This window comes from Lysobacter sp. Soil_N_23 (assembly GCF_057656135.1).
On sequence record NZ_JBDGKY010000027.1, the window covers coordinates 14,863 to 36,900 of the forward strand.

15 protein-coding genes are annotated in these 22,038 nt (G+C 67.7%); 2 read left to right on the forward strand and 13 right to left on the reverse strand.

The window, feature by feature from the left end:
• Positions 1-49 precede the first annotated feature (49 nt).
• The 6 genes from AC3A3X_RS16180 to AC3A3X_RS16205 all read right to left on the reverse strand — a co-directional run bounded on the left by AC3A3X_RS16180 (position 50) and on the right by AC3A3X_RS16205 (position 11,633).
• On the reverse strand, positions 50-1,507 hold the full coding sequence (locus tag AC3A3X_RS16180; RefSeq protein ID WP_487584047.1) for a mannitol dehydrogenase family protein: 1,458 nt from the start codon (positions 1,505-1,507) through the stop codon (positions 50-52).
• Between the two features lie 122 nt (positions 1,508-1,629).
• Complete coding sequence (locus AC3A3X_RS16185; protein ID WP_487584048.1) at positions 1,630-4,362, reverse strand: glycoside hydrolase family 3 protein; 2,733 nt, start codon at positions 4,360-4,362, stop codon at positions 1,630-1,632.
• Between the two features lie 11 nt (positions 4,363-4,373).
• Entirely contained in the window at positions 4,374-6,047 is a 1,674-nt protein-coding gene (locus AC3A3X_RS16190; protein ID WP_487584049.1) for a glycoside hydrolase family 43 protein, read from the reverse strand.
• Between the two features lie 5 nt (positions 6,048-6,052).
• Positions 6,053-7,312 carry a D-mannonate dehydratase ManD gene (gene manD, locus AC3A3X_RS16195; protein WP_487584050.1) on the reverse strand — a complete coding sequence of 420 codons (1,260 nt, stop codon included), beginning with the start codon at positions 7,310-7,312 and terminating at the stop codon, positions 6,053-6,055.
• A 25-nt stretch (positions 7,313-7,337) separates the two neighbouring features.
• Entirely contained in the window at positions 7,338-9,368 is a 2,031-nt protein-coding gene (locus tag AC3A3X_RS16200; RefSeq protein WP_487584051.1) for a sialate O-acetylesterase, read from the reverse strand.
• 6 nt (positions 9,369-9,374) lie between these two features.
• Positions 9,375-11,633: an alpha-glucuronidase family glycosyl hydrolase gene (locus AC3A3X_RS16205; RefSeq protein WP_487584052.1), complete on the reverse strand. Its 2,259-nt coding sequence runs from the start codon at positions 11,631-11,633 to the stop codon at positions 9,375-9,377.
• 71 nt (positions 11,634-11,704) lie between these two features.
• Here AC3A3X_RS16205 and AC3A3X_RS16210 point away from each other — a divergent pair, with 71 nt between their 5' ends.
• Positions 11,705-12,781 carry a LacI family DNA-binding transcriptional regulator gene (locus tag AC3A3X_RS16210; RefSeq protein ID WP_487584053.1) on the forward strand — a complete coding sequence of 359 codons (1,077 nt, stop codon included), beginning with the start codon at positions 11,705-11,707 and terminating at the stop codon, positions 12,779-12,781.
• Between the two features lie 80 nt (positions 12,782-12,861).
• On the opposite strand, the gene AC3A3X_RS16215 is transcribed toward AC3A3X_RS16210, so the two are convergent.
• From AC3A3X_RS16215 to AC3A3X_RS16230, 4 genes are all read right to left on the reverse strand, one after another.
• Positions 12,862-14,295, reverse strand: a complete 1,434-nt coding sequence (locus AC3A3X_RS16215; protein WP_487584054.1) for a sugar porter family MFS transporter — start codon at positions 14,293-14,295, stop codon at positions 12,862-12,864.
• 101 nt (positions 14,296-14,396) lie between these two features.
• A complete protein-coding gene (gene xylA, locus AC3A3X_RS16220; protein ID WP_487584055.1) occupies positions 14,397-15,734 on the reverse strand; it encodes a xylose isomerase in 1,338 nt (445 codons plus the stop codon).
• A gap of 55 nt (positions 15,735-15,789) precedes the next feature.
• Positions 15,790-17,295: a xylulokinase gene (gene xylB / locus AC3A3X_RS16225; protein WP_487584056.1), complete on the reverse strand. Its 1,506-nt coding sequence runs from the start codon at positions 17,293-17,295 to the stop codon at positions 15,790-15,792.
• A 278-nt stretch (positions 17,296-17,573) separates the two neighbouring features.
• A complete protein-coding gene (locus AC3A3X_RS16230) occupies positions 17,574-18,647 on the reverse strand; it encodes a phosphotriesterase family protein (protein WP_487584057.1) in 1,074 nt (357 codons plus the stop codon).
• 136 nt (positions 18,648-18,783) lie between these two features.
• Here AC3A3X_RS16230 and AC3A3X_RS16235 point away from each other — a divergent pair, with 136 nt between their 5' ends.
• Positions 18,784-19,485 carry a hypothetical protein gene (locus AC3A3X_RS16235; RefSeq protein ID WP_487584058.1) on the forward strand — a complete coding sequence of 234 codons (702 nt, stop codon included), beginning with the start codon at positions 18,784-18,786 and terminating at the stop codon, positions 19,483-19,485.
• A 48-nt stretch (positions 19,486-19,533) separates the two neighbouring features.
• Here AC3A3X_RS16235 and AC3A3X_RS16240 read toward each other — a convergent pair whose 3' ends face one another.
• The 3 genes from AC3A3X_RS16240 to AC3A3X_RS16250 all read right to left on the reverse strand — a co-directional run bounded on the left by AC3A3X_RS16240 (position 19,534) and on the right by AC3A3X_RS16250 (position 22,004).
• On the reverse strand, positions 19,534-20,160 hold the full coding sequence (locus AC3A3X_RS16240; RefSeq protein WP_487584059.1) for a DUF4166 domain-containing protein: 627 nt from the start codon (positions 20,158-20,160) through the stop codon (positions 19,534-19,536).
• Positions 20,153-20,512, reverse strand: coding sequence for a gamma-glutamylcyclotransferase family protein (locus AC3A3X_RS16245; protein WP_487584060.1), 360 nt, complete (start codon positions 20,510-20,512; stop codon positions 20,153-20,155). The genes AC3A3X_RS16240 and AC3A3X_RS16245 overlap by 8 nt, the downstream gene beginning before the upstream one ends.
• Before the next feature lie 250 nt (positions 20,513-20,762).
• Entirely contained in the window at positions 20,763-22,004 is a 1,242-nt protein-coding gene (locus tag AC3A3X_RS16250; RefSeq protein WP_487584061.1) for a cation:proton antiporter, read from the reverse strand.
• Between the last annotated feature and the right edge of the window lie 34 nt (positions 22,005-22,038).

A 22,038-nucleotide genomic window follows, 5' to 3' on the forward strand; every position in this document is an offset into this window, starting at 1 on the left:
TGCGTCTCCACACCGGTTCGCCTGTTCGCGAGCAAGCTCGCTCCTACGGTCAGTCGCTCAGGGCGCGCCAGACGGCGGCTGGCGTGCCGTCGCCCAGGCTGGCATAGGCCGCGCGCACCGCATCGACAAAACACGCATCGGCCGAGAGCGGCGCGAATATCGAATCCAGTGCCAGGAACCGTGCGACGTCGTCATTCGCATCGCCAGTCGTGGCAAGGCCAACCTCTGCCAGCACGTCCGCCATCGGATCCACCAGCGCCACGCCGTTGCGCGCCTGGCGTCGCACGAACTGTATCCATGCCGCCACCGGCAGGCACAGCAGGTCGATGGGATGGCCTGCGGCGAGCGCATCGCCGATCGTGCCGAGCAGCCGCACCGGCAGCTTCTGCGAGCCGTCCCAGGCGATCTGCAGCAGCCGATGCTGGATGGCGGGATTGCGGAAGCGCGCCAGGATCGCCTCGACGTAGGCGCCGGCGTTGAAGCCGGTGGGCGCCTTCACGTTCGGCACGATGCCGTCGTGCATCAGCCGCTCGACGAAGCCGGCCAGCACCGGCGTGGCCATGGCTTGCGCGACGGTCTCGATGTCCATCAGGGAGCCCAGGTAGGCCAGGGCCGAATGCGGCGCGTTGAGCAGGCGCAGCTTGGCGCGGTCGTAGCCGGCGATGTCGCTGCTCAGGGTCACGCCAACCCGCTCGAACGCCGGCCGGCCGTTGCAGAAGCTGTCCTCGACGACCCACTGCGTGTAGGCCTCGCGCTGCACCGGCCAGGCATCGGCGCAGCCCAGTTCTGCTGCGACGCGCTCGCGCAGTGCGTCGTCGGTGGCCGGAGTGATGCTGTCGACCATCGAGCACGGGAAGGCGACCTCCGACTCGATCCAGCGCGCGAGTTCTGGGTCGATCGTCCGTGCGAACTGGACCACCGCGCGCCCCAGCTTGCGGCCGTTCTCGGGGAGGTTGTCGCAGCTGAGCACCGTGAACGGCGGCAGCCGCAGCTTGCGCCGCGCCGCGAGCCCCGCCACCACGTAACCGATGGCGCCATTGGGTGCGTCCGGCGAGGCGAGGTCGTGGACGATCTCCGGATGGGTGAGGTCGAGGTCCGCACCCGCCAGGCAATAGCCCTTCTCGGTGATGGTCAGGGTGACGATGCGCACCAGCGGGTCGGCCAGGCGCCTGAGCACTTCGTCGCGCTGCTCGCGTGCGAACAGGAGTTCGCGGATCGAACCGATCACGCGCAGCGACGGGTTCTGCCCGAGCAGCGCCAGTGCGTACAGGCCGTCCTGCGGCTGCAGCGCGTCGCGCACGTCACGGCTGTTGAGGCTGACGCCGCAGATCGCCCAGTCAGGTTCGCTGGCCAGGACGTCGTCCATGTAGACGGCCTGGTGGGCGCGATGGAATGCGCCGACGCCGATGTGGACGATGCCGATGCGGGTGCCGGCACGGTCGTAGGCGGGGCGGATGATGTCGGGGGGCAGTGCCGGGAGTGCCGTCTGGTTCAAGCGGTTGGACATACTCTTCCTTCAGGGAACCTACCCCGTCATCCCCGCGAAGGCGGGGATCCAGGGACGTTGCTGTTGCCTTTGCCCTCACCCCAACCCCTCTCCCGCGAGCGGGAGAGGGGCTTAAACGGGTGCTACTTGGTGATGCTCAGCTTGGTGCGTGCGCGGATGTCTTCGCTCGACGCACCGACCTGCACCTCATAGCTGCCCGGCTCGACCGCGTACGCCTTGGTGCCAACATCGTAGTAGCGCAGGTCGACCGACGGATCGAGCGCGAACGTCAGCGTGCGCTCCTCACCCGGTTGCAGGTTCACGCGCTGGAAGCCACGCAAGTCCTTGCGCGCATGCGGCTGCTTCGGATCGAGCGCGCGCACGTACAGCTGCACGACCTCGTCGCCTGCATGCTTGCCGCTGTTGCGCACCTTGACCGTCGCCGTCACCGGCTGCTTCGGACCGGCCTTGGCCCGGTCCAGACGCAGATCGGAGTAGGCGAACGTGGTGTACGACAGACCGTGACCGAACGGATACAGCGGCTCGCCCTCGAAGTAGCGGTAGGTGCGCCCCTGCATCGAGTAGTCGTCGAACGCCGGCAGCTTCTCGTCGGCCTTGTAGAACGTGACCGGCAGGCGACCGGCGGGGTTGGCGTCGCCGAACAGCACGTCCGCCACCGCGCTGCCGCCGCGCTGGCCCGGATACCACGCCATCACGATCGCCGGCAGGTTCTGCTGGGCCCAGTCCACCGCCAGCGCGGAGCCGGCGGTCAGCACCATCACCACCGGCTTGCCGGTCGCGTGCAGTGCTTCGAGCAACTTGCGTTGCGTTGCGGGCAGGCGCATGTCGGTGCGGTCGCCGCCGGCGAAGCCCGGGTAGCTGACCGTCATCTCCTCGCCTTCGACGTCGCCGGTGAGGCCGCCGACGAAGATCACCACGTCGGACTCGCGCGCCACCTGCAGCGCTTCCTCGAACGGCGGCTTGGCACCTGGCATGCGCCAGGCCAGGCGCACGCCTGCGTCACGCTCGCCGTCGTAGTACTCGAGCTTGAGATCGTAGCTGCGCCCGGCCTGCAACGTCACCGTGGCGCTGTCGGCGCGCAGGCGGTCGCTGTCCTTCCACTGGTCGAGCACCCGCTTGCCGTCGAGGTACAGGCGGAAGCCGTCGTTCGCCGATGCTTCGAGCTGGTAGGTCCCCGACACCGGCGGCAGCAGCTGGCCACTCCAGCGGATGCTGAAGTTGTCCGACGGCACCGATTGCCCGCCGTGCGCCTCGCCGCGTGCCATCAGGTTGTCGGTCGGCGAACCGCGGTCCCAGCGGAAGCCGATCTGCGAATCGACGCGGACCAGCGCCGGCTTGCCGGACAGGTCGCGGCTGCGGAAGTACTCGCCGCGCAGGCCGCGTTCGCTCGAACCCTTCTCCGGGCGCAGGTACTGCGGTTCGATCAGCGGCGTAGCCGCCGGATCGTCGCGACCTTCCACCAGATCGACACCGCGCGCATGCACGACCTGTGCGTTCGGCACGGCCTCGCGGATACCCTGCAGGATCGTCACCGGCGCGGCCGGCGTGCCGTAGTAGTTGCCGAGCAGCGCCATGGTGTCGTCGGCGGTCGGGCCGACCACGGCGATGCGTTTGGTATCGCGCGACAGCGGCAGCACGCCGTCGTTCTTGAGCAGCACGATCGACTCCTGCGCGACCTTGCGCGACAGCGCGTCGTGCGCGGGCGCCTGGTTCACCGAGTAGGGGATGCCGGCCCAGCGCACCTTCTCCGGCGGGTCGAACATGCCAAGACGCATCCGCGCGGTGAACAACTGCGTCAGCGCGTGATCGATCTCGGCCTCGGTGCTCAGGCCCTTCTTCACCGCCACCGGCAACGATGGCGTGTAGGTGTCGCCGCAATCGAGCTCGGTGCCGTTCTTCACCGCGAGCGCGGCGGCCTCTTCGGGCGTGGCGACGATCTTGTGGTGCTTCCAGATGTCGACGATGGCCCAGCAGTCGGAGACGACGTAGCCCTTGAAGCCCCATTGGCCGCGAAGGGTGTCCTGCAGCAGGAACTTGCTGGCGCTGGCGGATTCGCCGTAGACGCGGTTGTAGGCGCCCATCACCGCGTCGACCTGGCCTTCCTTCACCAGTACCTCGAAGGCCGGCAGGTAGGTCTCGTAGAGGTCTCGCTGGCTGGGCTTCGCATCGAAGGTGTGGCGGTCCGCCTCCGGGCCGCTGTGCACGGCGAAGTGCTTGGCGGTGGCGTCGAGCTTGCGGTACTTCGGGTCGTCGCCCTGCAGGCCCTTGACGAACGTCACGCCCATGCGCGCGGTGAGGTACGGGTCCTCGCCGTAGGTTTCCTGGCCACGGCCCCAGCGCGGGTCGCGGAAGATATTGATGTTGGGAGACCAGAAGGTCAGCCCCTGGTAACGGCCGTGCTGCCCCCGCCGCGCGAACTCGTGATGCTTGGCGCGCGCCTCGTCGCTGATGACCGTGGCGATCTGGCCCATCAGCGGGACGTCGAAGGTCGCCGCCATGCCGATCGCCTGCGGGAACACCGTCGCCGCGCCGGCGCGGGCGACGCCGTGCAGCGCCTCGTTCCACCAGTCGTAGGCCGGCACGCCCAGGCGCTCGATGGCAGGCGCGCCGTTCTGCATCTGCGCGGCCTTTTCCTCGAGCGTCATGCGCGAGACGAGGTCGGCGGCGCGCTCTTCGAAGCTGCGGTTGAGGTCGAGGTAAGCCGGAGCTCCGGCGTCGGTAGACGGCGTCGCGCACAGCGCCTGTGCACTGGCCGCCAGCAGCACGCCAGCAATGACCCAGCGCAGCGGACGCACCCGACCCGCCCCTTTCCCGTCATCCCCGCGCAGGCGGGGACCCAGCGACTTTGCCTTCATGCCCATCCCTTTCATCGGCTTTCCTCCACACGCGCATAGGGCCCCACCACCGCGCCGACGAACCCGCCGGCGACATCGGTACTGAGGATGGTTCCGTCGTCATCGCGGCGCAGCCACTGCCAGCCCTTGCCGTCGGCATCGAAGGCGAACGAGTAGGCACCACTGTCGCCGGTGATCTTCATTTTCAGCGTCGTCGCATTCGCGATCGTCGTCGTGGCGACGGTGCTTGCCTTGCCGGCGCTGCTGCGCTGCAGGAACAGTTCAAGACTGGCGCCAACGCGACGCACACCCAGGAAGTACCAGTAGCGCTCGTTCTGGAACGCGACGATGCCCGCTTCCGTGCCCGCTTCGACCGGCACCGTCAGCGCAGTGCTCGACTCGAAGGCAAGATGCTGCTGCCGCCGCGCCAGGAACGAAGGATTGCGCAACGTGTCCAGGCCTTCCGCGAGCGGATGGATCGCCAGTTGGCCATGCATCGCAGCGAGATCTACCCAGGGCCGCTTCGGCACGCGCACGTGCATCCACGCACGATCGAGCGCGGGCTTGTCGAACTCGTCGCGCCAGGTGAAGTTGCCGGTCATCGGCGCCTGCGACTGACCACGCTCCATGAAGCGAGGACCGGGCAGGACCTGCGGGATCGCGCGCCCCTGATCGAGGATGACCGGCCAGCCATCCTTCCATGCCACCGGCAGCAGGTAGGTCTCGCGCCCGGTGTTGTAGTGCACGCCACCGTAGTTGCGGCTGGCGAGGAAGATCGCCCACCAGCTGCCGTCGAGCCCTTCGACCAGGTCGGCATGGCCGGCGTTGGTGATCGGGTTCGCGCGCGCGGGATCGAGATCGCGCTGGGTCAGGATCGGGTTGCCCGGATAAGGCGCATACGGCCCCCACACGGTGCGGCTGCGCAGCACCACCTGGGAATGATCCGGCCCGGTGCCGCCCTCGGCGCAGACCAGGTAGTACCAGCCTTCGCGCTGGTAGATGTGCGGGCCTTCGATCCAGATCGGGTTCTTCGACGGATCGACGCCGCCGTCGATCAGCACTTTGCGCGGGCCGACCGGCTTACGCTGTGCCAGGTCGAACTCCTGCATCCAGATCGCGCGATGACCGTCGTAGCGCGGCTTGCCTTCCGGCTCGCCGTTGTTGAGCAGGTAGGTCTTGCCGTCGCTGTCGAAGAACAGCGACGGGTCGATGCCGTCGATGGTCGGCAGCCAGACCGGATCCGACCATGGGCCGGCCGGGTCCTTCGCCGTCACCAGGAAATTGCCGCCATTGTCGACCGCGGTGTTGACGACGTAGAAGGTGTCGTCGTGGTAGGCGATCGTCGGCGCAAACACGCCTCGCGACATGCCCAGGCCATCGAAGTCGAGCTGCGACGGCCGCTCGATCGCGTTGCCGATCTGCGTCCAGTGCACCAGGTCGCGGCTTTCGAACACCGGGATGCCCGGGAAGAAACCGAAACTGGAGTTGACCAGGTAGTAACGGTCGCGCGCGCGGACCACCGCCGGATCGGGATGGAACCCGGCGAGCACCGGGTTGCGGAAGCTCCCTTCCGGCAACGGCTGCTCGAACGTGGCGTCATGGCCGCGGTACTCGAACCAGTCGAACAGCACCGGCTCGCGCGCCTGCGCCGATGCCGCCGACAATGCCAGCAGCAACGAAACCATCCGCCTGAGCAGCCGCCGCATCGACATCACCAGTCCCACATCGAGCCGTCTTCCAGACGCGCGATGGGCAGCTGCTTGGGCGAGTACGGGTAACGCGCGGCGAGCTTCTCGTCGATGGTCACGCCGTGGCCCGGCGTGTCGCCGACGTGCAGGCGTCCGTCGCGGAACACGTAGTCGTGCGGGAATACCTCGTTGGTCTCTTCGGAATGGAACATGTACTCCTGGATGCCGAAGTTCGGCACCCAGGTGTCGAAGTGCAGGGCCGCGCCCATGCACACCGGCGAGAGATCGGTAGCGCCGTGGAAGCCCGTGCGCACCTGGTGCAGGCCGGCGAAGTCGGCCAGGCGACGCAGGTGGGTGATGCCGCCGCCATGCACGATCGTGGTGCGGATGTAGTCGATCAGCTGGTTCTCGATCAGGTGCTTGCAGTCCCAGATAGAGTTGAAGACCTCGCCCACGGCCAGCGGCGTGACCGAGTGCTGGCGGATCAGCTCGAACGACTTCTGGTTCTCTGCCGGTGTGGCGTCCTCCAGCCAGAACAGGCGGTAGGGTTCGACGTCGCGGGCCAGACGCGCGGCCTCGATCGGGCTCAGCCGGTGATGCACGTCGTGCAGCAGTTCGACATCGTTACCGTGGTCGGCGCGCAGGCGCTCGAACAGCTTCGGCACCACTTCCAGGTACTTCGGCGTCGACCACACGGTCTCGGCCGGCAGTTCGCTCTCGGCCGGCTCATAGGGCTTTCCGCCGCTGGAGATGCCGTAGGCCTTCTTCACGCCGGGCACGCCGCTCTGCGCGCGCACGGCGAGGAAGCCCTTCTCGCGGTACTTGCCGACCTCCTCGCTGGCCTCGCTGATGTCGCGGCCGTTGGCGTGGGCATAGACCAGCGCGCCTTCGCGCGAGCGACCGCCCAGCAGCTGGTACAGCGGCAGCCCGGCCATCTTGCCGAGGATGTCCCACAGCGCAACGTCGACGGCGGCGATGGCGGTCATCGTCACCGGGCCGCGACGCCAGTAGGCGCCGCGATAGAAGAACTGCCAGATGTCCTCGATGCGGCCGGCGTCGCGGCCGATCAGGTTCGGCACGAGGTGATCGCGCAGGTACGACGCCACGGCCAGTTCGCGGCCGTTGAGCGTCGCATCGCCGAGGCCGACGACGCCCGAGCGGGTTTCGATGCGCAGGGTGACGAAGTTGCGCCCCGGGCAGGTGACGATGACGCGTGCATCGACGATCTCGCGATCGCGCGAGGAGCCGTGTGTCGTGGTTTCGGTTTGGGGGTGGGTACTCATCATCGAATCACTCGGCTGGATGCTTTTACTTGATGGGGGTTTCGAACGGACCGGCCGGCAGGCCGGCGCCGTCAAAGAGGGTGCAGACCGGGCCGTCGGCCCAGCAATAGCGCACGCGCGTGACATTCACCGCCGCAGGGGCGCGCAGGCTCACGTTGTTGCCGTTGATGCGGGCATCGGCGTAGTGGCAGCTGTCCTTCGCCGCGCCGCACAGCTCGAAGCCGATCGGGCCGTCGGCGCCGAAGGCGACCAGGCCATCGCTGACATCGGCGAACGAAATCACCACGGCATCGCCTTCGCGCTTTGCCGACGCAGGCACCGGTCCCGACGGCGGCTGCTTGTCGCCATAGATCGCATGCCGTGCAGCGCGCGCGAGGCGGCGTCCGAGTTCCTGCTTGTTCGGCGGGTGGATGTCGTAGCGGTCGCCGATGTCGATCGTCACCGCCAGGCCGCTGCGGGCCTCCTCATTGGCGACGATGCGCTGTGCTTCGCGCAATTCGGCCCAGCCGCTTTCGGCCGGTTGCGACTTCGGCATGCCATAGCCGGCCAACTGGATGATCAGCACCGGCAGGTCGGCGCCGAAACGCGAGCGCCAGTCCTTGCGCCACATGCGCAGCAGGTCGGCGTAGCGATCGGCTTCGAACGTGTTCGACTCACCCTGGTACCAGAGCATGCCGCGGAAGCCGTACTTGCCGATCGGCGCGATCATGCCGTTGTAGAGCGTCGACAGGCCTGCGGCCGTCTGCCACGGCGCGCGCGGCGGCCAGTCGTAGCCTGGCGCCGGACGATACTTCCAGGCGCCGTCGAGCGGCACCGTGGTCCCGTCCTTGAAGCGGAGCGCATACGCCGAGACCGGGCCGCTCATGCCGCCAGCGCGATAGGTGTCCAGCACGTTGATGGTGACCGAGTTGTCGCCGGCCTTCAGCAGTCCTGCCGGCAGCGCGTATTCGCGCCCGGAGCCCGGGCCATACGTGCTGCCGACGCCATGCCCATTGACCCAGGTCATGTCGACTTCATCGATCGAACCCAGCAGCAACACCGCTTCCTGCGCGGCCTGCTGTTCGGTGAGCTTCACCGACGTGCGGAACCAGACCATGCCGTCGTACTCGGCCAGGTCCTTCACGCCCCACTCCTCCCAGGGACCGAGGGCACGCGGTGCGTTGCGCCAGCCGTCGGTGGCGGCGTAGCCCGCTGCCCACGGGTCATCGCCTGCCTTGTAGTCCTTGCGACCGCGCCACCACTTGGCCCAGACATCGCCCCATTGGCCGACCGCGGCGACCGGATCGCGCGCATAGGACGCCAGCACGTCGAGTTCGTCGTCGTACTGCCCTGAGGCGCGCAGTGCCTCGCCGCTGGTCCAGGCCTGGATGCGCGAGCCGCCCCAGGCCGCGGTAACCAGGCCCATCGGCACCTTGACGGTCTTCTGCAGTTCGCGCGCGTAGTAGAAACACGCCGCGGAGAAATCGGGCACGGTCTCCGGCGACGCCTTGAGCCACTTCACCGGCGTGGCGAAATGCTCCAGCGGCGCGACGCTGCCGGTTTCGCCGACCGTCAGCATGCGGATGCTGTCGTTGCCCGACCCGGCGATCTCGGCGCGCGAGTCCAGCGTGCGATGCACCTGCAGCACCATGTTCGACTGGCCCGAGCACAGCCAGACCTCGCCGACCATCACGTCGTCGACGGTCTGTTTCGTGCCTCCCATCGCGCTCACGTTCAGCGTGTAGGGTCCGCCCGCGGCCATCGGCGGCAGGGTCGCCTGCCAGCGACCATTCTCGTCGGCACGCGCACTGGCCTGCTTGCGCGCCAGCGTCACCTTCACCACCTGCCCCGGCCCCGCTTGCCCCCACACGCGGATCGGCGCATTGCGCTGCAGGACCGCATGGTCCTGGAACATCTCGTGCAGCAGCGGCGCCGGCCTGCGCTCGGACGTGGTCGCGCCGGGCTGGTCCTGCAACGGTTCGTGGGCGTTGCCACCGGCGTGCGCGGTTGACGCCGCCAATAGCGCCAGCATGCCGGCACGCACAAGACGCAGTGAGTTCGATGCAGTGGATTTCATGCTGGCTCAGTGACCCGGCGCGAAAGGAAAGGAAAGGGCCTCGTAGTACTCGAGGGAATGCGCGGGCGGCGCGGACCCTTCGGGCAACGGGCGCTGCGAGAACGTCTGGAAGTAGGCGATGCTGGCGTCGCGCCACCACTGCGCCTCTTTCTGCTGGATCGACAGGAACGTGGCGACCTGGGCATGGCGCTCGGAATCGATGCGGCCATCCAGTCCCTGCCAGGTCTGCTCCATCTGCTTCACGCTGTCGACGCCATGCGTGTAGCGATGGACGAGCTCGTCCCACAGCGTTCGGCCGGACTGCGTGCGGTAATCCCACGGCACGTGGTGGAACCAGAGCAGGTACTTTTCCGGCACGCGCTTGAGGTCGCCGTACTCGCGCGCCACCGGCGCCGCGTACTGGGCCACGGCGTTGCTGCCGCCGGCGCTGCGATCGAAGCCGATGCCGTCGCGGTTGGCGCGGTGGTAGTAGACCGAGGTCCAGTCGGCGCGCGGACCGCCCGACACCCACGGGCCCGGGCCGTAATGGTGGCCGTTGCCCATCAGGTGATGCAGCCCGAGCGGCGTCATGTAGTCGACCACCGCTTCGCGCGATCCCATCATCATCCCGACGATCGGGTTGACCACGTCGGCATCGTTGGAGAAGGTCATCCGCGTCCATTCCTCGGCGATCGGCCGGGCCTTGAGCGACGGATCCCAGGCCATGCGGCCGAAGACATACCAGTTGGCCTGGTCGAACTGCGATCCGCTCCAGTTGCGGTCGGAACCGATGTTGGCTACACCGGCCATGCCGGTCAGCGCGTACTTGTGCAGCGAGCCGTCGACGACTTTCGCCACGGTCGAACCCTTGCCGCGACGATGGGTGTCGGCTTCCAGCGTCTCCTCGTACATCGGCCCGAGGTAGGCCAGGTGCGTGGCGAAGCCCAGGTATTCCTTGGTGATCTGGAACTCCATCATCAGCGGCGTCTTCGGCATCGCACCGAACAGCGGGTGGAAGGGCTCGCGCGGCTGGAAGTCGATGGCGCCGTTCTTGACCTGGACGATGACGTTGTCGCGGAACTTGCCGTCGAGCGGCACGAACTCGCTGTAGGCCTGCTTGGCTCGGTCGTCCGGCTCCTCGTGCGAGTAGACGAACGCGCGCCACATCACCACGCCGCCGTGCGGCTTGACCGCATCGGCGAGCATGTTGGCGCCGTCGGCGTGGCTGCGGCCGTAGTCCTGCGGGCCGGGCTGGCCTTCGGAGTTGGCCTTGACCAGGAAGCCGCCGAAATCGGGAATGACCTTGTAGATCTCGTCGGCCTTGTCGCGCCACCAGCGCTGCACCTGCGGATCGAGCGGGTCGGCGGTCTTGAGGCCGCCGACCTCGATCGGCGCACTGAAACGGGCACTGAGATACACGCGAATGCCGTAAGGCCGGAACACGCCCGCCAGCGCCGCCGCTTTCTCCAGATACATCGGCGTCAGGCTCAGCGCATTGGCGTTGACGTTGTTGAGCACGGTGCCGTTGATGCCGAGCGAGGCGTTGGCGCGGGCGTAATCGGTGTAGCGCGGGTCGAGGTAGTCGGGCAGCTTGTGCCAGTCCCAGATCGATTCGCCGGCGTAACCGCGCTCGACATGGCGATCGAGGTTGTCCCAGTGGTTGAGCACGCGCAGTTGCACGTGCGGGGCCTGGCGCAGGTCGAGCGCCGCCAGCGGCTGCGCGGTCTGGATCAGGCGCAGGAAGTGGAACGCGCCGTACAGTGCGCCGACATCCTCGTTGGCGGCAATGACCGTGGCACGGCGGCCATCGACGCTGACGCTGCGGATCAGGTAGCCCTCGCGGCCCAGGCCCTGCAGCTTCAGACGAAGGCCGGCGATCAGCGGCGAGGACGTGGGCGTGCCAACGATGACGGCACCGTCGGCGTTGACCGAAGCCGACAGCGCAGGTGCGGTGCCGAGCAGTCCGGACAGGCCGCGCAGCAGTTCGGCACGGGTGGCGGCCTGGGTTGGCGTCGGGCTCGTATCCGGCACGACCAGCTGCGAGACGTGTGCGCGGTAAGCCGTGGCACTATCGGTCGGCAGCAAGTGGTAGCGCAGCCACAGGTCGTAGCCGTCCTCGGCATGCGCGGCCGGCACGACCGACAGCGTCGCGATCAGGGCAACCGCCGCGATGCCGGCCCGGCCCAGGCACTGGAAGGCCTGGCGCAGCAGGCGCCTCGCCCCGGAGATCGCGGAGGCTCTGTCGCTGCGTGGGGCGGTTGTCGGTACCATGTGCTTCGCTGTCATTCCCTGTCCGATGTCACTTTGGTGTAGATAAGAAGGTCTGCGCCGACCTAGGCCGCGCTAAGGAAGGAACGTTGGAAAAGCCCAAGAAATCGGTTCGCCGCAAGGGTCGCGCCGTCACCATCGATGAGGTGGCGGCGCTCGCCAACGTTTCGCCGATGACCGTGTCGCGCGTGGTCAACGGCTACGGCAAGGTCCGCGAGTCCACCCGCGAACGCGTCACCCAGGCAGTGCGCGAGCTGGGCTACACGCCCAACCAGGCGGCCAGCTCGCTGGCCGCGGCGCAGGACTCGCGCATCGCCCTGATCTACACCAACCCCAGCGCGGCCTACCTGCGCGAACTGCTGGTGGGTGCGTTGAACGGTGCCTCGCGAACCGCCGCGCAGCTGGTCATCGACACCTGGGAAAACTTCGACGCCGAACAGCAGCGTCATGCCGCGCGCGCACTGGCCAAGACCGTGGCCGGCGCGATCCTGCCGCCGCCGCTGTGCGAATCCAAGGCGGTCGTGTCGGAGCTGGTCAGCGCCGGCGTGCCGGTCGTGGCGATCGCCTCGGGACGCTTCAGCCAGGAGATCTCCAGCGTCCGCATCGACGACTTCCATGCCAGCCGCGAAATCACCGCGCACCTGATCTCGCTCGGCCACACGCGCATCGGCTACATCAAGGGCAATCCGAACCAGACCGCCAGCGCGCGCCGCTTCGAAGGATTCCAGGCGGCGTTGAACGAAGCCGGCATTCCGCTCGACCAGACTCTCGTCCAGCAGGGCTACTTCACCTACCGCTCCGGCCTGGATGCGACCGAGAAGCTGCTGGCGCACAAGAAGCCGCCGACGGCGATCTTCGCCAGCAACGACGACATGGCCGCCGCCGCGATCTCGGTCGCGCACCGGCGCGGCCTCGACGTGCCGCGCGACCTGTCGGTGGTCGGTTTCGACGACACCTCGGCCGCGACCACGGTCTGGCCCGAGCTCACCACCATCCGCCAGCCGATCGCCTCGATGGCCGACTCGGCCATCGACATCCTGCTGCGCAACATCCGCCGCAAGGACCGCAGCACGCGCGTGGTGGTCGACCACGTCGTCGCCCACCAGCTGGTCTCGCGCGACTCGGTCGCGCCGCCGGCAAAGCCGGGCGACGCCGAGAACCCGTAAGGTCGGCGCCGCCGGCTGCATGCAAACCGGCCGCATGAAAACGTGAAGCGGTAGGGGCGGAACCGGAAGCATCCCCCGGCTCAGCCTTCCATCTGTTCCAGTTCCTTGCCCTTGGTCTCGTAGACGTAGCGCAGGACGAAGAACACCGAGACGATCGCGGCCACCGTGTAGATGCCGTAGGCGCCGGCCAGGCCGATGCTGGCCAGCAGCATCGGGAAGGTCACGGTGATGGCGAAGTTGGAAGTCCACTGCGCCGCACCGGCGACCGCCAGGCCCGAACCGCGGATCTGGTTCGGGAACATCTCGCCCAGCATCACCCACATCACCGGGCCCCAGGACGCGTTGAAGAAGATCACGTAGACGTTGGCCGCGACCAGCGCCAGCGTGCCCATCGAATCCGACAGGGCCAGCTTGTGGTTGGCATCGATCGATCCGGTGGTGAAGGCCCAGGTCATCAGCGCCAGCGAGACCGCCATGCCGGCCGAGCCGACCCACAGCAACGGCTTGCGGCCGATACGGTCGATCAGCAGCACCGTGACCAGGCAGGCGCCGATGCTGAGCGCGCCCGACAGCACGTTGATCAGCAACGCGTCGCTCTCGGAGAAGCCGACCGCCTGCCAGAGCACCGCGCCGTAATAGAAGACGACGTTGATGCCGACCAGCTGCTGGAACGTGGCCAGGCCAATGCCAATCCAGACGATCGGGCGGATCTTGCCGGTGGTCTTGTTGATCAGGTCCGACAGCTGCGGGCGGTGATGGTCGGCCGACAGCGATGCATCGATCTCGGCCAGCTTGGTGCGTGCTTCGGCCGCACCGTACAGGCGGGTCAGCACCGCCAGCGCATCGGCCTGGCGCTTCTTCACCACCAGGTAGCGCGGGCTTTCCGGAATCGTCAGCAGCAGCACCAGGAACAGCAGCGACGGAATCGCCTGCACCCAGAACATCCAGCGCCATGCTGCCTGTCCCAGCCACAGTCCCTCGGTCGAGGCACCGGCGGCCTTGGCCAGCAGGTAGTTGCTGAGGAAGGCGCAGAACAGGCCGCCGATGATCGCGATCTGCTGCACCGTGGCCAGGCGGCCGCGGTAGCGCGCCGACGCCACTTCGGCGATGTAGGCCGGCGACATCACGCTGGCGGCACCGACGGCGAAGCCGCCGAGCACGCGCGCGATGACGAACATCCAGGACGTCGCCGCCGCGCCGGCACCGATGGCCGACAGCAGGAACAGCACCGACGAGATGATCAGCACCGAGCGCCGGCCCCAGCGGTCGGCCAGGCGTCCGGCGAAGAACGCGCCGATCGCGCAGCCCAGCAGCATCGAGGCGACCTCGAAGCCGAGACCGGCCTTGCTCGAACCGAATGCCTGCTGCAATCCGTCGACGGTGCCGTTGATCACGCCGCTGTCGAAGCCGAACAGGAAACCGCCGATGGTGGCCACGCAGCTGACCAGGATGATCAGGCGGGTGTTCTCGGCGTCGTGGTTGGACGTGGCGTTTTCGAGCGTGGCGCTGTTCATGGCCTACCCCTCTTCGTTGATCCGGCCCCCTGTCACCGCGCGTGGCGCGGTGACCCTCCCTTCCTTCCCCCGTTGCCGGAACGGGGGAAGGCCTTTGCCGCTCAGCGCATCAGGTACTGGTTCAGCAGGTTCTCGTAGCGCTCCTGCTTGCCGCTCAGCTTGGCCGGCTCGCCGCCCTTGCGCGCCTGCTCGCTCAGCGCGGCCAGGTCCATCTTGCCCGAAGCGAAGTCGTTGCCGGCGCCCTTGTCGAAGCTGGCGTAGCGCTCGGCGCGCCACTGCTCCCACGGCGACTTGGTCAGCAGCGCGTGCGCCACTTCCAAGCCGCGTGCGAACGCGTCCATGCCGCCGATGTGGGCCAGGAACAGATCGTCGGCATCGGTCGACTCGCGGCGCACCTTGGCGTCGAAGTTGAGGCCGCCCGGCTGCAGGCCGCCCTGGCGCAGCACCACCAGCATCGCGCCGACGGTGTCGTACAGGTCGGTCGGGAACTGGTCGGTGTCCCAGCCGTTCTGGGCGTTGCCGCGGTTGGCGTCGATGCTGCCGAGCATGCCGGCGTCCGACGCGACCTGCAGGTCGTGCTCGAAGGTGTGGCCCGACAGCGTGGCGTGGTTGGCTTCGATGTTGAGCTTGAAGTCCTGGTCCAGGCCGTGCTCGCGCAGGAAGCCGACGACGGTGGCCGAGTCGAAGTCGTACTGGTGCTTCATCGGCTCCATCGGCTTGGGCTCGATGAGGAAGTTGCCCTTGAAGCCGAGGCTGCGGCCGTAGTCGCGCGCCATCGTCAGGAAGCGGCCGAAGTGCGCGAGCTCGCGCTTCATGTTGGTGTTGTGCAGCGAGGCGTAGCCTTCGCGGCCGCCCCAGAACACGTAGTTCTCGCCGCCCAGCTCGACCGTCGCTTCGATCGCGGCCTTGACCTGCACGGCAGCGCGCGCGACCACGGCGAAGTCCGGGTTGGTGGAGGCACCGTTCATGTAGCGCGGGTGGCTGAAGAGGTTGGCCGTGCCCCACAGCAGCTTCACGCCGGTCGCCTGCTGGCGCTCCTTGGCGATGGCGACCATGTGCTTGACGTTCTTCTCGTACTCGCCGATGTCCTCGGCGTCGGGCGCCAGGTCGATGTCGTGGAAGCAGTAGTAAGGCACGCCGAGCTTGGTGAAGAACTCGAACGAGGCATCGGCCTTGGCCTCGGCGCGCGCCAGCGGCGTGGCGGCGGCATCCCATGGATAGACGCGGGTGCCCGGGCCGAACGGGTCGTGGCCGGCGTTGCAGAAGCTGTGCCAGTAGCACACCGCGAAACGCAGGTGCTCGGCCATCGTCTTGTCGCCGATGCGCTTGTTGGCGTCGTAGTGCTTGAACGCCAGCGGGTTGTCGGAATCGCGTCCCTCGAACGGGATGCGGCCAATGCCGGGGAAGTATTCGCGGGCGCCGATGAAGGGAGTCGTCATGGTGGCTGTCACTTTTTCGGGTGTGAGGAGTGGCGGGCCGCAGGCCCGGCTGGCGTCAGGGGTTGTTGGAGTGGGCGTGGGACTGCATGGCCGCATCGAGGTGGCGGCGGAACTGGCGGTACTGCGAGCGGTAGGCGGAAGCGGCGTTGCCGTCGGGGCGAGCGATCGAAGCCTCGTCGGTACCGACGTGTTCGCGCGCGATCGTGGCGATGTCGTCGCCACCGCCGCTGGCGCGACCGTGCGCCCACAGCGCCTGCAGCGCGGCGCCGAACGCGGCACCCTCGCTCTGCTCCGGCACGGCGACAGGCAGTTCGAACACATCGGCCACCACCTGCCGCCACGCAGCGCTCTGGCTGCCGCCGCCGGTCAGGCGGATGGCGTCGAACTGCAGTCCGGCAGCGGTCAGCGCGTCGTAGCCGTAACGAAGGGCGTAGGTCGCGCCTTCCATCGCCGCGCGGTAGACATTGCCGCGCGTGAGGTTGGTCGAGTCCATACCGTGCAGCGAACCGCGCGCATGCGGCAGGTCGGGGGTGCGCTCGCCGTTGAGGAACGGCAGCATCACCAGCCCGCCCGCGCCCGGCGCGGTGTCGGCCATGACCGCATCGCCGTCGCGGCTGCTGAAGCCGAACATGCGCGCGACGCTTTCGGTGGCGACGGTGCAGTTCATCGTGCAGATCAGCGGCAGCCAGCCACCGGTGGACGAGCAGAAGGCTGCCCAGCCGCCGGCGTCATCGACCACGGGATGGTCGGTGTGCGCGAACAGCGTGCCGGACGTGCCCAGGCTCATGCTCAGCACGCCGGAGGCGACGTTGCCGGTGCCGATGGCGGCCATCATGTTGTCGCCGCCGCCGGCGGCCACGCGCACGCCGTGCGGCAGGCCCAGCTCGTCGGCGATCCTTGCTGCGATCGTGAAGCTGGCATCGGCCTCGACCAGCGGCGGCAGCAGCGCCGACAGATCGCGCTGCGCATCGGTCGCGGCGAGCATGCGCGGCGACCAGCGGCGCGTGCGCACGTCGAGCCAGCCGGTGCCGGAGGCATCGCCGTACTCCATCCAGCGTTCGCCGGTCAGCCAGAAGTTGACGTAATCGTGCGGCAGCATGATCGCGGCCAGGCGCGAGTAGACCTCGGGCCGGTGCTTGCGCGTCCACGGCAGCTTGGATGCGGTGTAGCCGGCGAGGATCGGATTGCCCGCCAGCGCGATGCAGCCCTTGGCGCCACCGGCCGCGGCCATGATCTCGTCGCACTCGACCGTGGTGCTGGTGTCGCACCACAGCTTGGCCGGTGCGAGTACTTCGCCGGCGGCACCGACCGGCACGAAACCGTGCTGCTGCCCGGACACACCGATCGCGCTCACGCGCGCGCGTTGCGCAGGCTCCATGCGCGCGAAGCAGGCGCGGATGGCGTCGATCCACCACTGCGCGTGCTGCTCGCGACTGCCGTCATCGCCGGCAATCAGTTCCAGTGCCTGGCCGTGCGTTGCCACGACGTTGCGTGCCTGCGGATCGTAGGCAATCAGCTTGACGCTCTGGGTACCAACGTCGAGACCGACGAACAGGCTCATGCAGACCTTCCAGAAAAAAAGTTAGCGCTACCATTCCGGACGCATAAAAAAACATCACTGGGGATGTTGGCCAGCCGATTCATAGGTCGAAGGGGTCCCGGGACGGATGGTGGAACTCTACCCAGCGTTTGCGGAAATGGCTTGCTGCAATGCGGAATGCCTTTTGCGACAGGCACTTACAAGCACGCCCGCGGCCTTCGGGGGCGTGTTCAGAGAACCTCCGGCAGACGGAGGGAGCCAACCACGGGCGAAGGAAGCCGCAAGCGTGGCGACAGGCCCTATGAAGCGGGAGCGACGTCCCGGACCGCGAACGCACGCGATGGGTTGTCGACGAAGAGCGTATGGATCCGTGCCTCGTCGAAACCGCCCTCCCGCAGTGCCGGGATCAAGACGGTGAACAGCGGCAGATAGGGTTTGAACTCGCCGCCGCGCGGTTGGCCGGCGTTGTACCAGCCTGCGTCCTGCGACACGAGCACGCGATCGAGCAGGCCCTCATCGCGCATGCGTCCGATCACGGCCAGATAGGCCGCCTCCTGCCCGGGCCGGAAGCCGTCGAACGAAACCCAGGCACCGCGACGCGCCGCCTCGACATGCTGGCTGCCCTGCACCTCGTTCTGCGCATGAACCCAGATCCAGGCCGACGGCGCGACGCCAGCGCCTTGCAACAGGTCGAGTTGCGCGAAGGCGCATCGCCCATTGCGGCCGGGCGCGACCTCAGCCCACGGCCCCGTGTGCGAGGCAATGACGAGTCCCGACTCGAGATGCGTCCGTGCAGCGGCACGGAGCACCTTGCGTTCGATGTCACTGAGCGGGTCGCCCTCGATTCCAAGCTTGATCAAGCCCGGGCGGATGCCGGTATCGCCAATTCCGTCGCGCCATTCGACGCTCCAGCGCCGGGCAAGCTGGTCGGCCGTTTCGGCCAGCACGTAGGGCGGCACGAAGCGGCCACCGGCGGCGACATAGGCGCCGGTGACGGTCAGCATCTGCAGTCCGCTGGCCTGCGATAGCCGTCTTATCAGCACAGGATTGCGTCCGATGGTCGTGGCGGTGCAGTCGACCAGCGTGCGGCAGCCCATCCGGTGGATTTCCCGCAGATAGGGCAACACCACCTCCACCACTTCATCCATGTCGACCGCGATGGGGCTCGCCATCTGCTCGGCATAGGGACGCAGATCGGCGAGCAGGTGCTCATGCGCCAGCGTCATGCCGAGATCCGCGGCCGGGATGGAACCGTTCACCGTCATCACGGTTGCGCCTGCCCCGCTGGCTCGGCCATCGATACCGGCGCAACCGGGCAGACCCCATGCGAGCGACGATGCCGCCAGGGCACCGAGAAATTCCCTGCGTTGCATCGCGCAGTCTCCCCTCAGGAGTGAGGCATCGCGATCTTATCGCCATCGCCGCCGACCCGGCCCGCACGCCGCCGTCACGATCGCAGGGTTGGCGGTGCCTACAATGGACCCGTCGCCCGTACCCTGGAGCCGCCGCATGCGCAATCTCGACTTCAGTTCCTGGCAGACCGTGCTGTCGACGCTGGTCGGGCTGGCAGTGATCACGCTGATCGGCGTCGGCATCCGCCTGCTGGTGATGCAGGTGGTGCAGCAACGCCGCGAACGCGAGAACCGGCAGATCAACGAGCGACTGCGCACGCTGATCGCGGCCTACAAGACCCTGGGTGGCTCGTTCACCGGCGACCTCATGGTCGATCCGACCCATCTGCGCGAGCAGCGGTTGCGCGAAGCCCGCCGCGCGGAGCAAGGCGCGGACGAAATCGCCGTGGCCGCTGGCAGCGACCGCTCGCGCCGCGTGCGAGATGCGGTCGAGGCCGCGTTGTCCGACATCATCCTGCTGGGCACCGAGGAGCAGGTGCGACTGGCCGCCCGCGCCGCCGGCGACCTGGTCGCCGGCCGTCCGATCCATACCGGCGATCTGGTGGTGTCGCTGCGCGATTTCATCCGCGGCGTGCTCGACCTGGAGCCTGTACCGCGCGGCTTGGAGATTCCACGGCAGGGACCGGCTCGCCCGTCTTCATCCGCCGCCAAGGGCAAGGGCGATGCAGGCGGCAAGGAAGATGGTCGTGGCGGCGGCAAGGGCATGGGCGGCGGCGCCGGCATGGGCGCCGGCATGGGCATGGGTGTCGGCCTGGGCGGAAGCCTGGTTGCGGAGGACGATGCGAATTCGCATCGCTAGAAGGCATGTTGACCTTGGCCGGTCACGCACCATGGAACCCATCGTCGTTCAACGCCTCAGCTCGCGGAACACACCGGCTTGCGTGAAGGTGGTCCCGAACAGCGCATGCCGGATCTCGATGCGGATGCTGAAGCTCTCCGGACTTTCATTCCGGTGCACGAGGAAGGTCTTGCCCGGCGTCAGCACGCCAGGCAACGGAATCCGCACTCCGAAGACCTGGAAGAAGTAACGCTCGCTGGTGAAATGCAGGTTTCCGTCGTTGACGGACAGCTTCAAGACCATGCCCAGGCCGATACCGACGTACTCGATGACGCGATCGGTCCCCAGCGCCACCATCCGCGAAGTGAACGTGATCGGCTCACGCCCGTTGAGACGATAGATCCGCTGCTTGAAGATCGCCGGATCTCCGGGGCGCGAAAAGACTTCGATGTCGACGGGGAAGTCGTGGTCGGTGACGGGGATCAGCGCGCCGCGGACGAAGGGCTGCGTCGCCCGGGCCATCAGCTTGCCCAGTCGCGAGCACGTCAGCTCCCATAACGTACCGGTGTAGTGGAGCCGGCTCCCTGCCGGAGGATTCATTCCAAAGCGATGCTGGATGTCGGGATGCAGCTTGCTCCACTCGTCGCCAAGGACACGCCGGAACAACTCTCCTTCCGATGCGACGACGTCACGCATGACTGGCTCCAAGTGGCGGACTGCGATCGCTGAGCTGGTAGATATTGGCATCAACCAACGTGCCATCCTCTAGCCTGGCCTTGGTCAGCACGCGCTCGTAGCCCTCACCTTCGAACTCGTCAAGTCGAGACCAGTGCGCGGCCAGCGCTTGGGAACTGAAGACCAACCCCTGCACTTGATCCCCTGACGCTTCCAGGATGATGCCGGGAAAACCGATCGCCGCGCCCCAGCCCTGGGCGTACAGCCTGCCCCGCACCGTGGCCGGCTCCCACGTGCCAGGCACGTCCGCCAGCACGTGCGCATTGGGCCGTCCGGGTGCGAGGGTTCCGTAGACGAAGAGTCGTTCGAGCATGGTCGCGCAACTATAGCGAAGGACATCTCGATTACCCGCTGGCAGTTCACGTCGCCAGCCATTGGAGCAACGTCGCTGGGTCCCCGCCTTCGCGGGGATGACGGTCTTCCGATGACGGTGCGAGCCCCTCTCCCGTTTACGGGAGAGGGGTTGGGGTGAGGGCCGCCGAAGACCATGCAACCAATTGCCAGAGCGTCGTCCGCAGACGCAAGCCCAACCGGCGGACGACGCCGCCCCGTGGACGAATGCCTCAAGCCATCTCGCGGCTCGGAGATTCCACAACCCGACGACGTACCAGCCAGCGGAATGCCGGCCCGGTCAGCAGCGTCGACAGCACGGCCAGCGTCACCAGCGCAGCGAACGCGTGCTCGGACAGCAGGCCCTTGTCGCGCAGGATCGTGGCCGCCACGATTTCCATCAGACCCTTGCACTGCAGCAGGGCGCCGACGGCCAAGGCCTCACGCCGTGGCAACTGCGGCGCGGGCGGGCAGATCAGCACCGCCACGAGCTTGGCACTCACGGCCAGCACCAGCAGCACGACCGAGGCCTGCAGCGATGCCCAGCCCAGCACCTGGCCGTCGATCTTCATGCCGCTGTGGCCGAAGAACAGCGGTGCCAGCGCGAGCAGCGCGAACTGGCCGATGCGCTCGACCGGCAGCTGCTTCGACCACGCCTGAGGCACCATCGCGCCGGCGAAATAGGCGCCCAGCAATGCATGCAATCCAAGCTGCGACGTCGACCAGGAACCTGCGGCCAGCAACACTGGCAGCGCGGCCCACACCAGCCAGCGCGGCGGCGACAGGCGCAGCCGCTTTACCGCGCTTCCGGTCAGCGCGAGCGCCACGACCAGCAGCAGCGCGAGCACCTGCATGCCCGATACGCCGTCCAGCAGCGAGCCACCATTGGCAGCGAGCAGTACCGCTGCCAGCCCGATCCACAGCACCGCGTCATCGATCACCGCGATGCTCAATGCAAGCTGCGAGAGCCGGCGGTGCAAGGGACCAAGCTCGCGGACGATGCCGATCAGCACCGGCAACGCGCTGACCGCCACGCACAGCCCGATCGCGATCGAACCCAGCCATTCACCGCCACCGGGCGCGGCCCAGCCGGGCAAGCGGGTGAAATAGAAATGGGCTGCAACGGTACCGACGCAGAAGGGCAGCAACAGTGCGACCGATGCGCTGGCGAGGAAGCGCAACTTGCGCGGGCGCGCCTGCGACGCCGCTCCCGGATTGGCGGGGAGGTGCGCCTCCTGGCGTGTCTCCAGTCCCGCTGCGAAGGCCAGCAAAAGCACGCCAGCCCAACCGACGTCTTGACCGATCGCGGAGGGCAGGCCCCAGGACGCGGGCACCGCTCCGGTGGCCGCCAGCACCAGCCCGATGATGATCGGGATCACCGCGATGGGAATGGATCGACCCAGCGCGCGCCACACGCACCAGGCGAGGACGACGAATACCAACGTATCGAGGACGGCTGCGAGCAGTGACGGCATGAGGCCGATCATAGCCATCCGTGGCGGCTGTGGG

Coding starts and splice junctions, on each gene's coding strand:
- xylB (WP_487584056.1), bottom strand. CDS start 17,295: ATGAGCCTGTTCGTCGGTCTCGACGTTGGTACCCAGAGCGTCAAGCTG.
- AC3A3X_RS16200 (WP_487584051.1), bottom strand. CDS start 9,368: ATGAAATCCACTGCATCGAACTCACTGCGTCTTGTGCGTGCCGGCATG.
- AC3A3X_RS16185 (WP_487584048.1), bottom strand. CDS start 4,362: ATGAAGGCAAAGTCGCTGGGTCCCCGCCTGCGCGGGGATGACGGGAAA.
- xylA (WP_487584055.1), bottom strand. CDS start 15,734: ATGACGACTCCCTTCATCGGCGCCCGCGAATACTTCCCCGGCATTGGC.
- AC3A3X_RS16230 (WP_487584057.1), bottom strand. CDS start 18,647: ATGCAACGCAGGGAATTTCTCGGTGCCCTGGCGGCATCGTCGCTCGCA.
- AC3A3X_RS16240 (WP_487584059.1), bottom strand. CDS start 20,160: ATGCGTGACGTCGTCGCATCGGAAGGAGAGTTGTTCCGGCGTGTCCTT.
- AC3A3X_RS16215 (WP_487584054.1), bottom strand. CDS start 14,295: ATGAACAGCGCCACGCTCGAAAACGCCACGTCCAACCACGACGCCGAG.
- AC3A3X_RS16190 (WP_487584049.1), bottom strand. CDS start 6,047: ATGCGGCGGCTGCTCAGGCGGATGGTTTCGTTGCTGCTGGCATTGTCG.
- manD (WP_487584050.1), bottom strand. CDS start 7,312: ATGAGTACCCACCCCCAAACCGAAACCACGACACACGGCTCCTCGCGC.
- AC3A3X_RS16235 (WP_487584058.1), top strand. CDS start 18,784: ATGCGCAATCTCGACTTCAGTTCCTGGCAGACCGTGCTGTCGACGCTG.
- AC3A3X_RS16180 (WP_487584047.1), bottom strand. CDS start 1,507: ATGTCCAACCGCTTGAACCAGACGGCACTCCCGGCACTGCCCCCCGAC.
- AC3A3X_RS16250 (WP_487584061.1), bottom strand. CDS start 22,004: ATGCCGTCACTGCTCGCAGCCGTCCTCGATACGTTGGTATTCGTCGTC.
- AC3A3X_RS16245 (WP_487584060.1), bottom strand. CDS start 20,512: ATGCTCGAACGACTCTTCGTCTACGGAACCCTCGCACCCGGACGGCCC.
- AC3A3X_RS16205 (WP_487584052.1), bottom strand. CDS start 11,633: ATGACAGCGAAGCACATGGTACCGACAACCGCCCCACGCAGCGACAGA.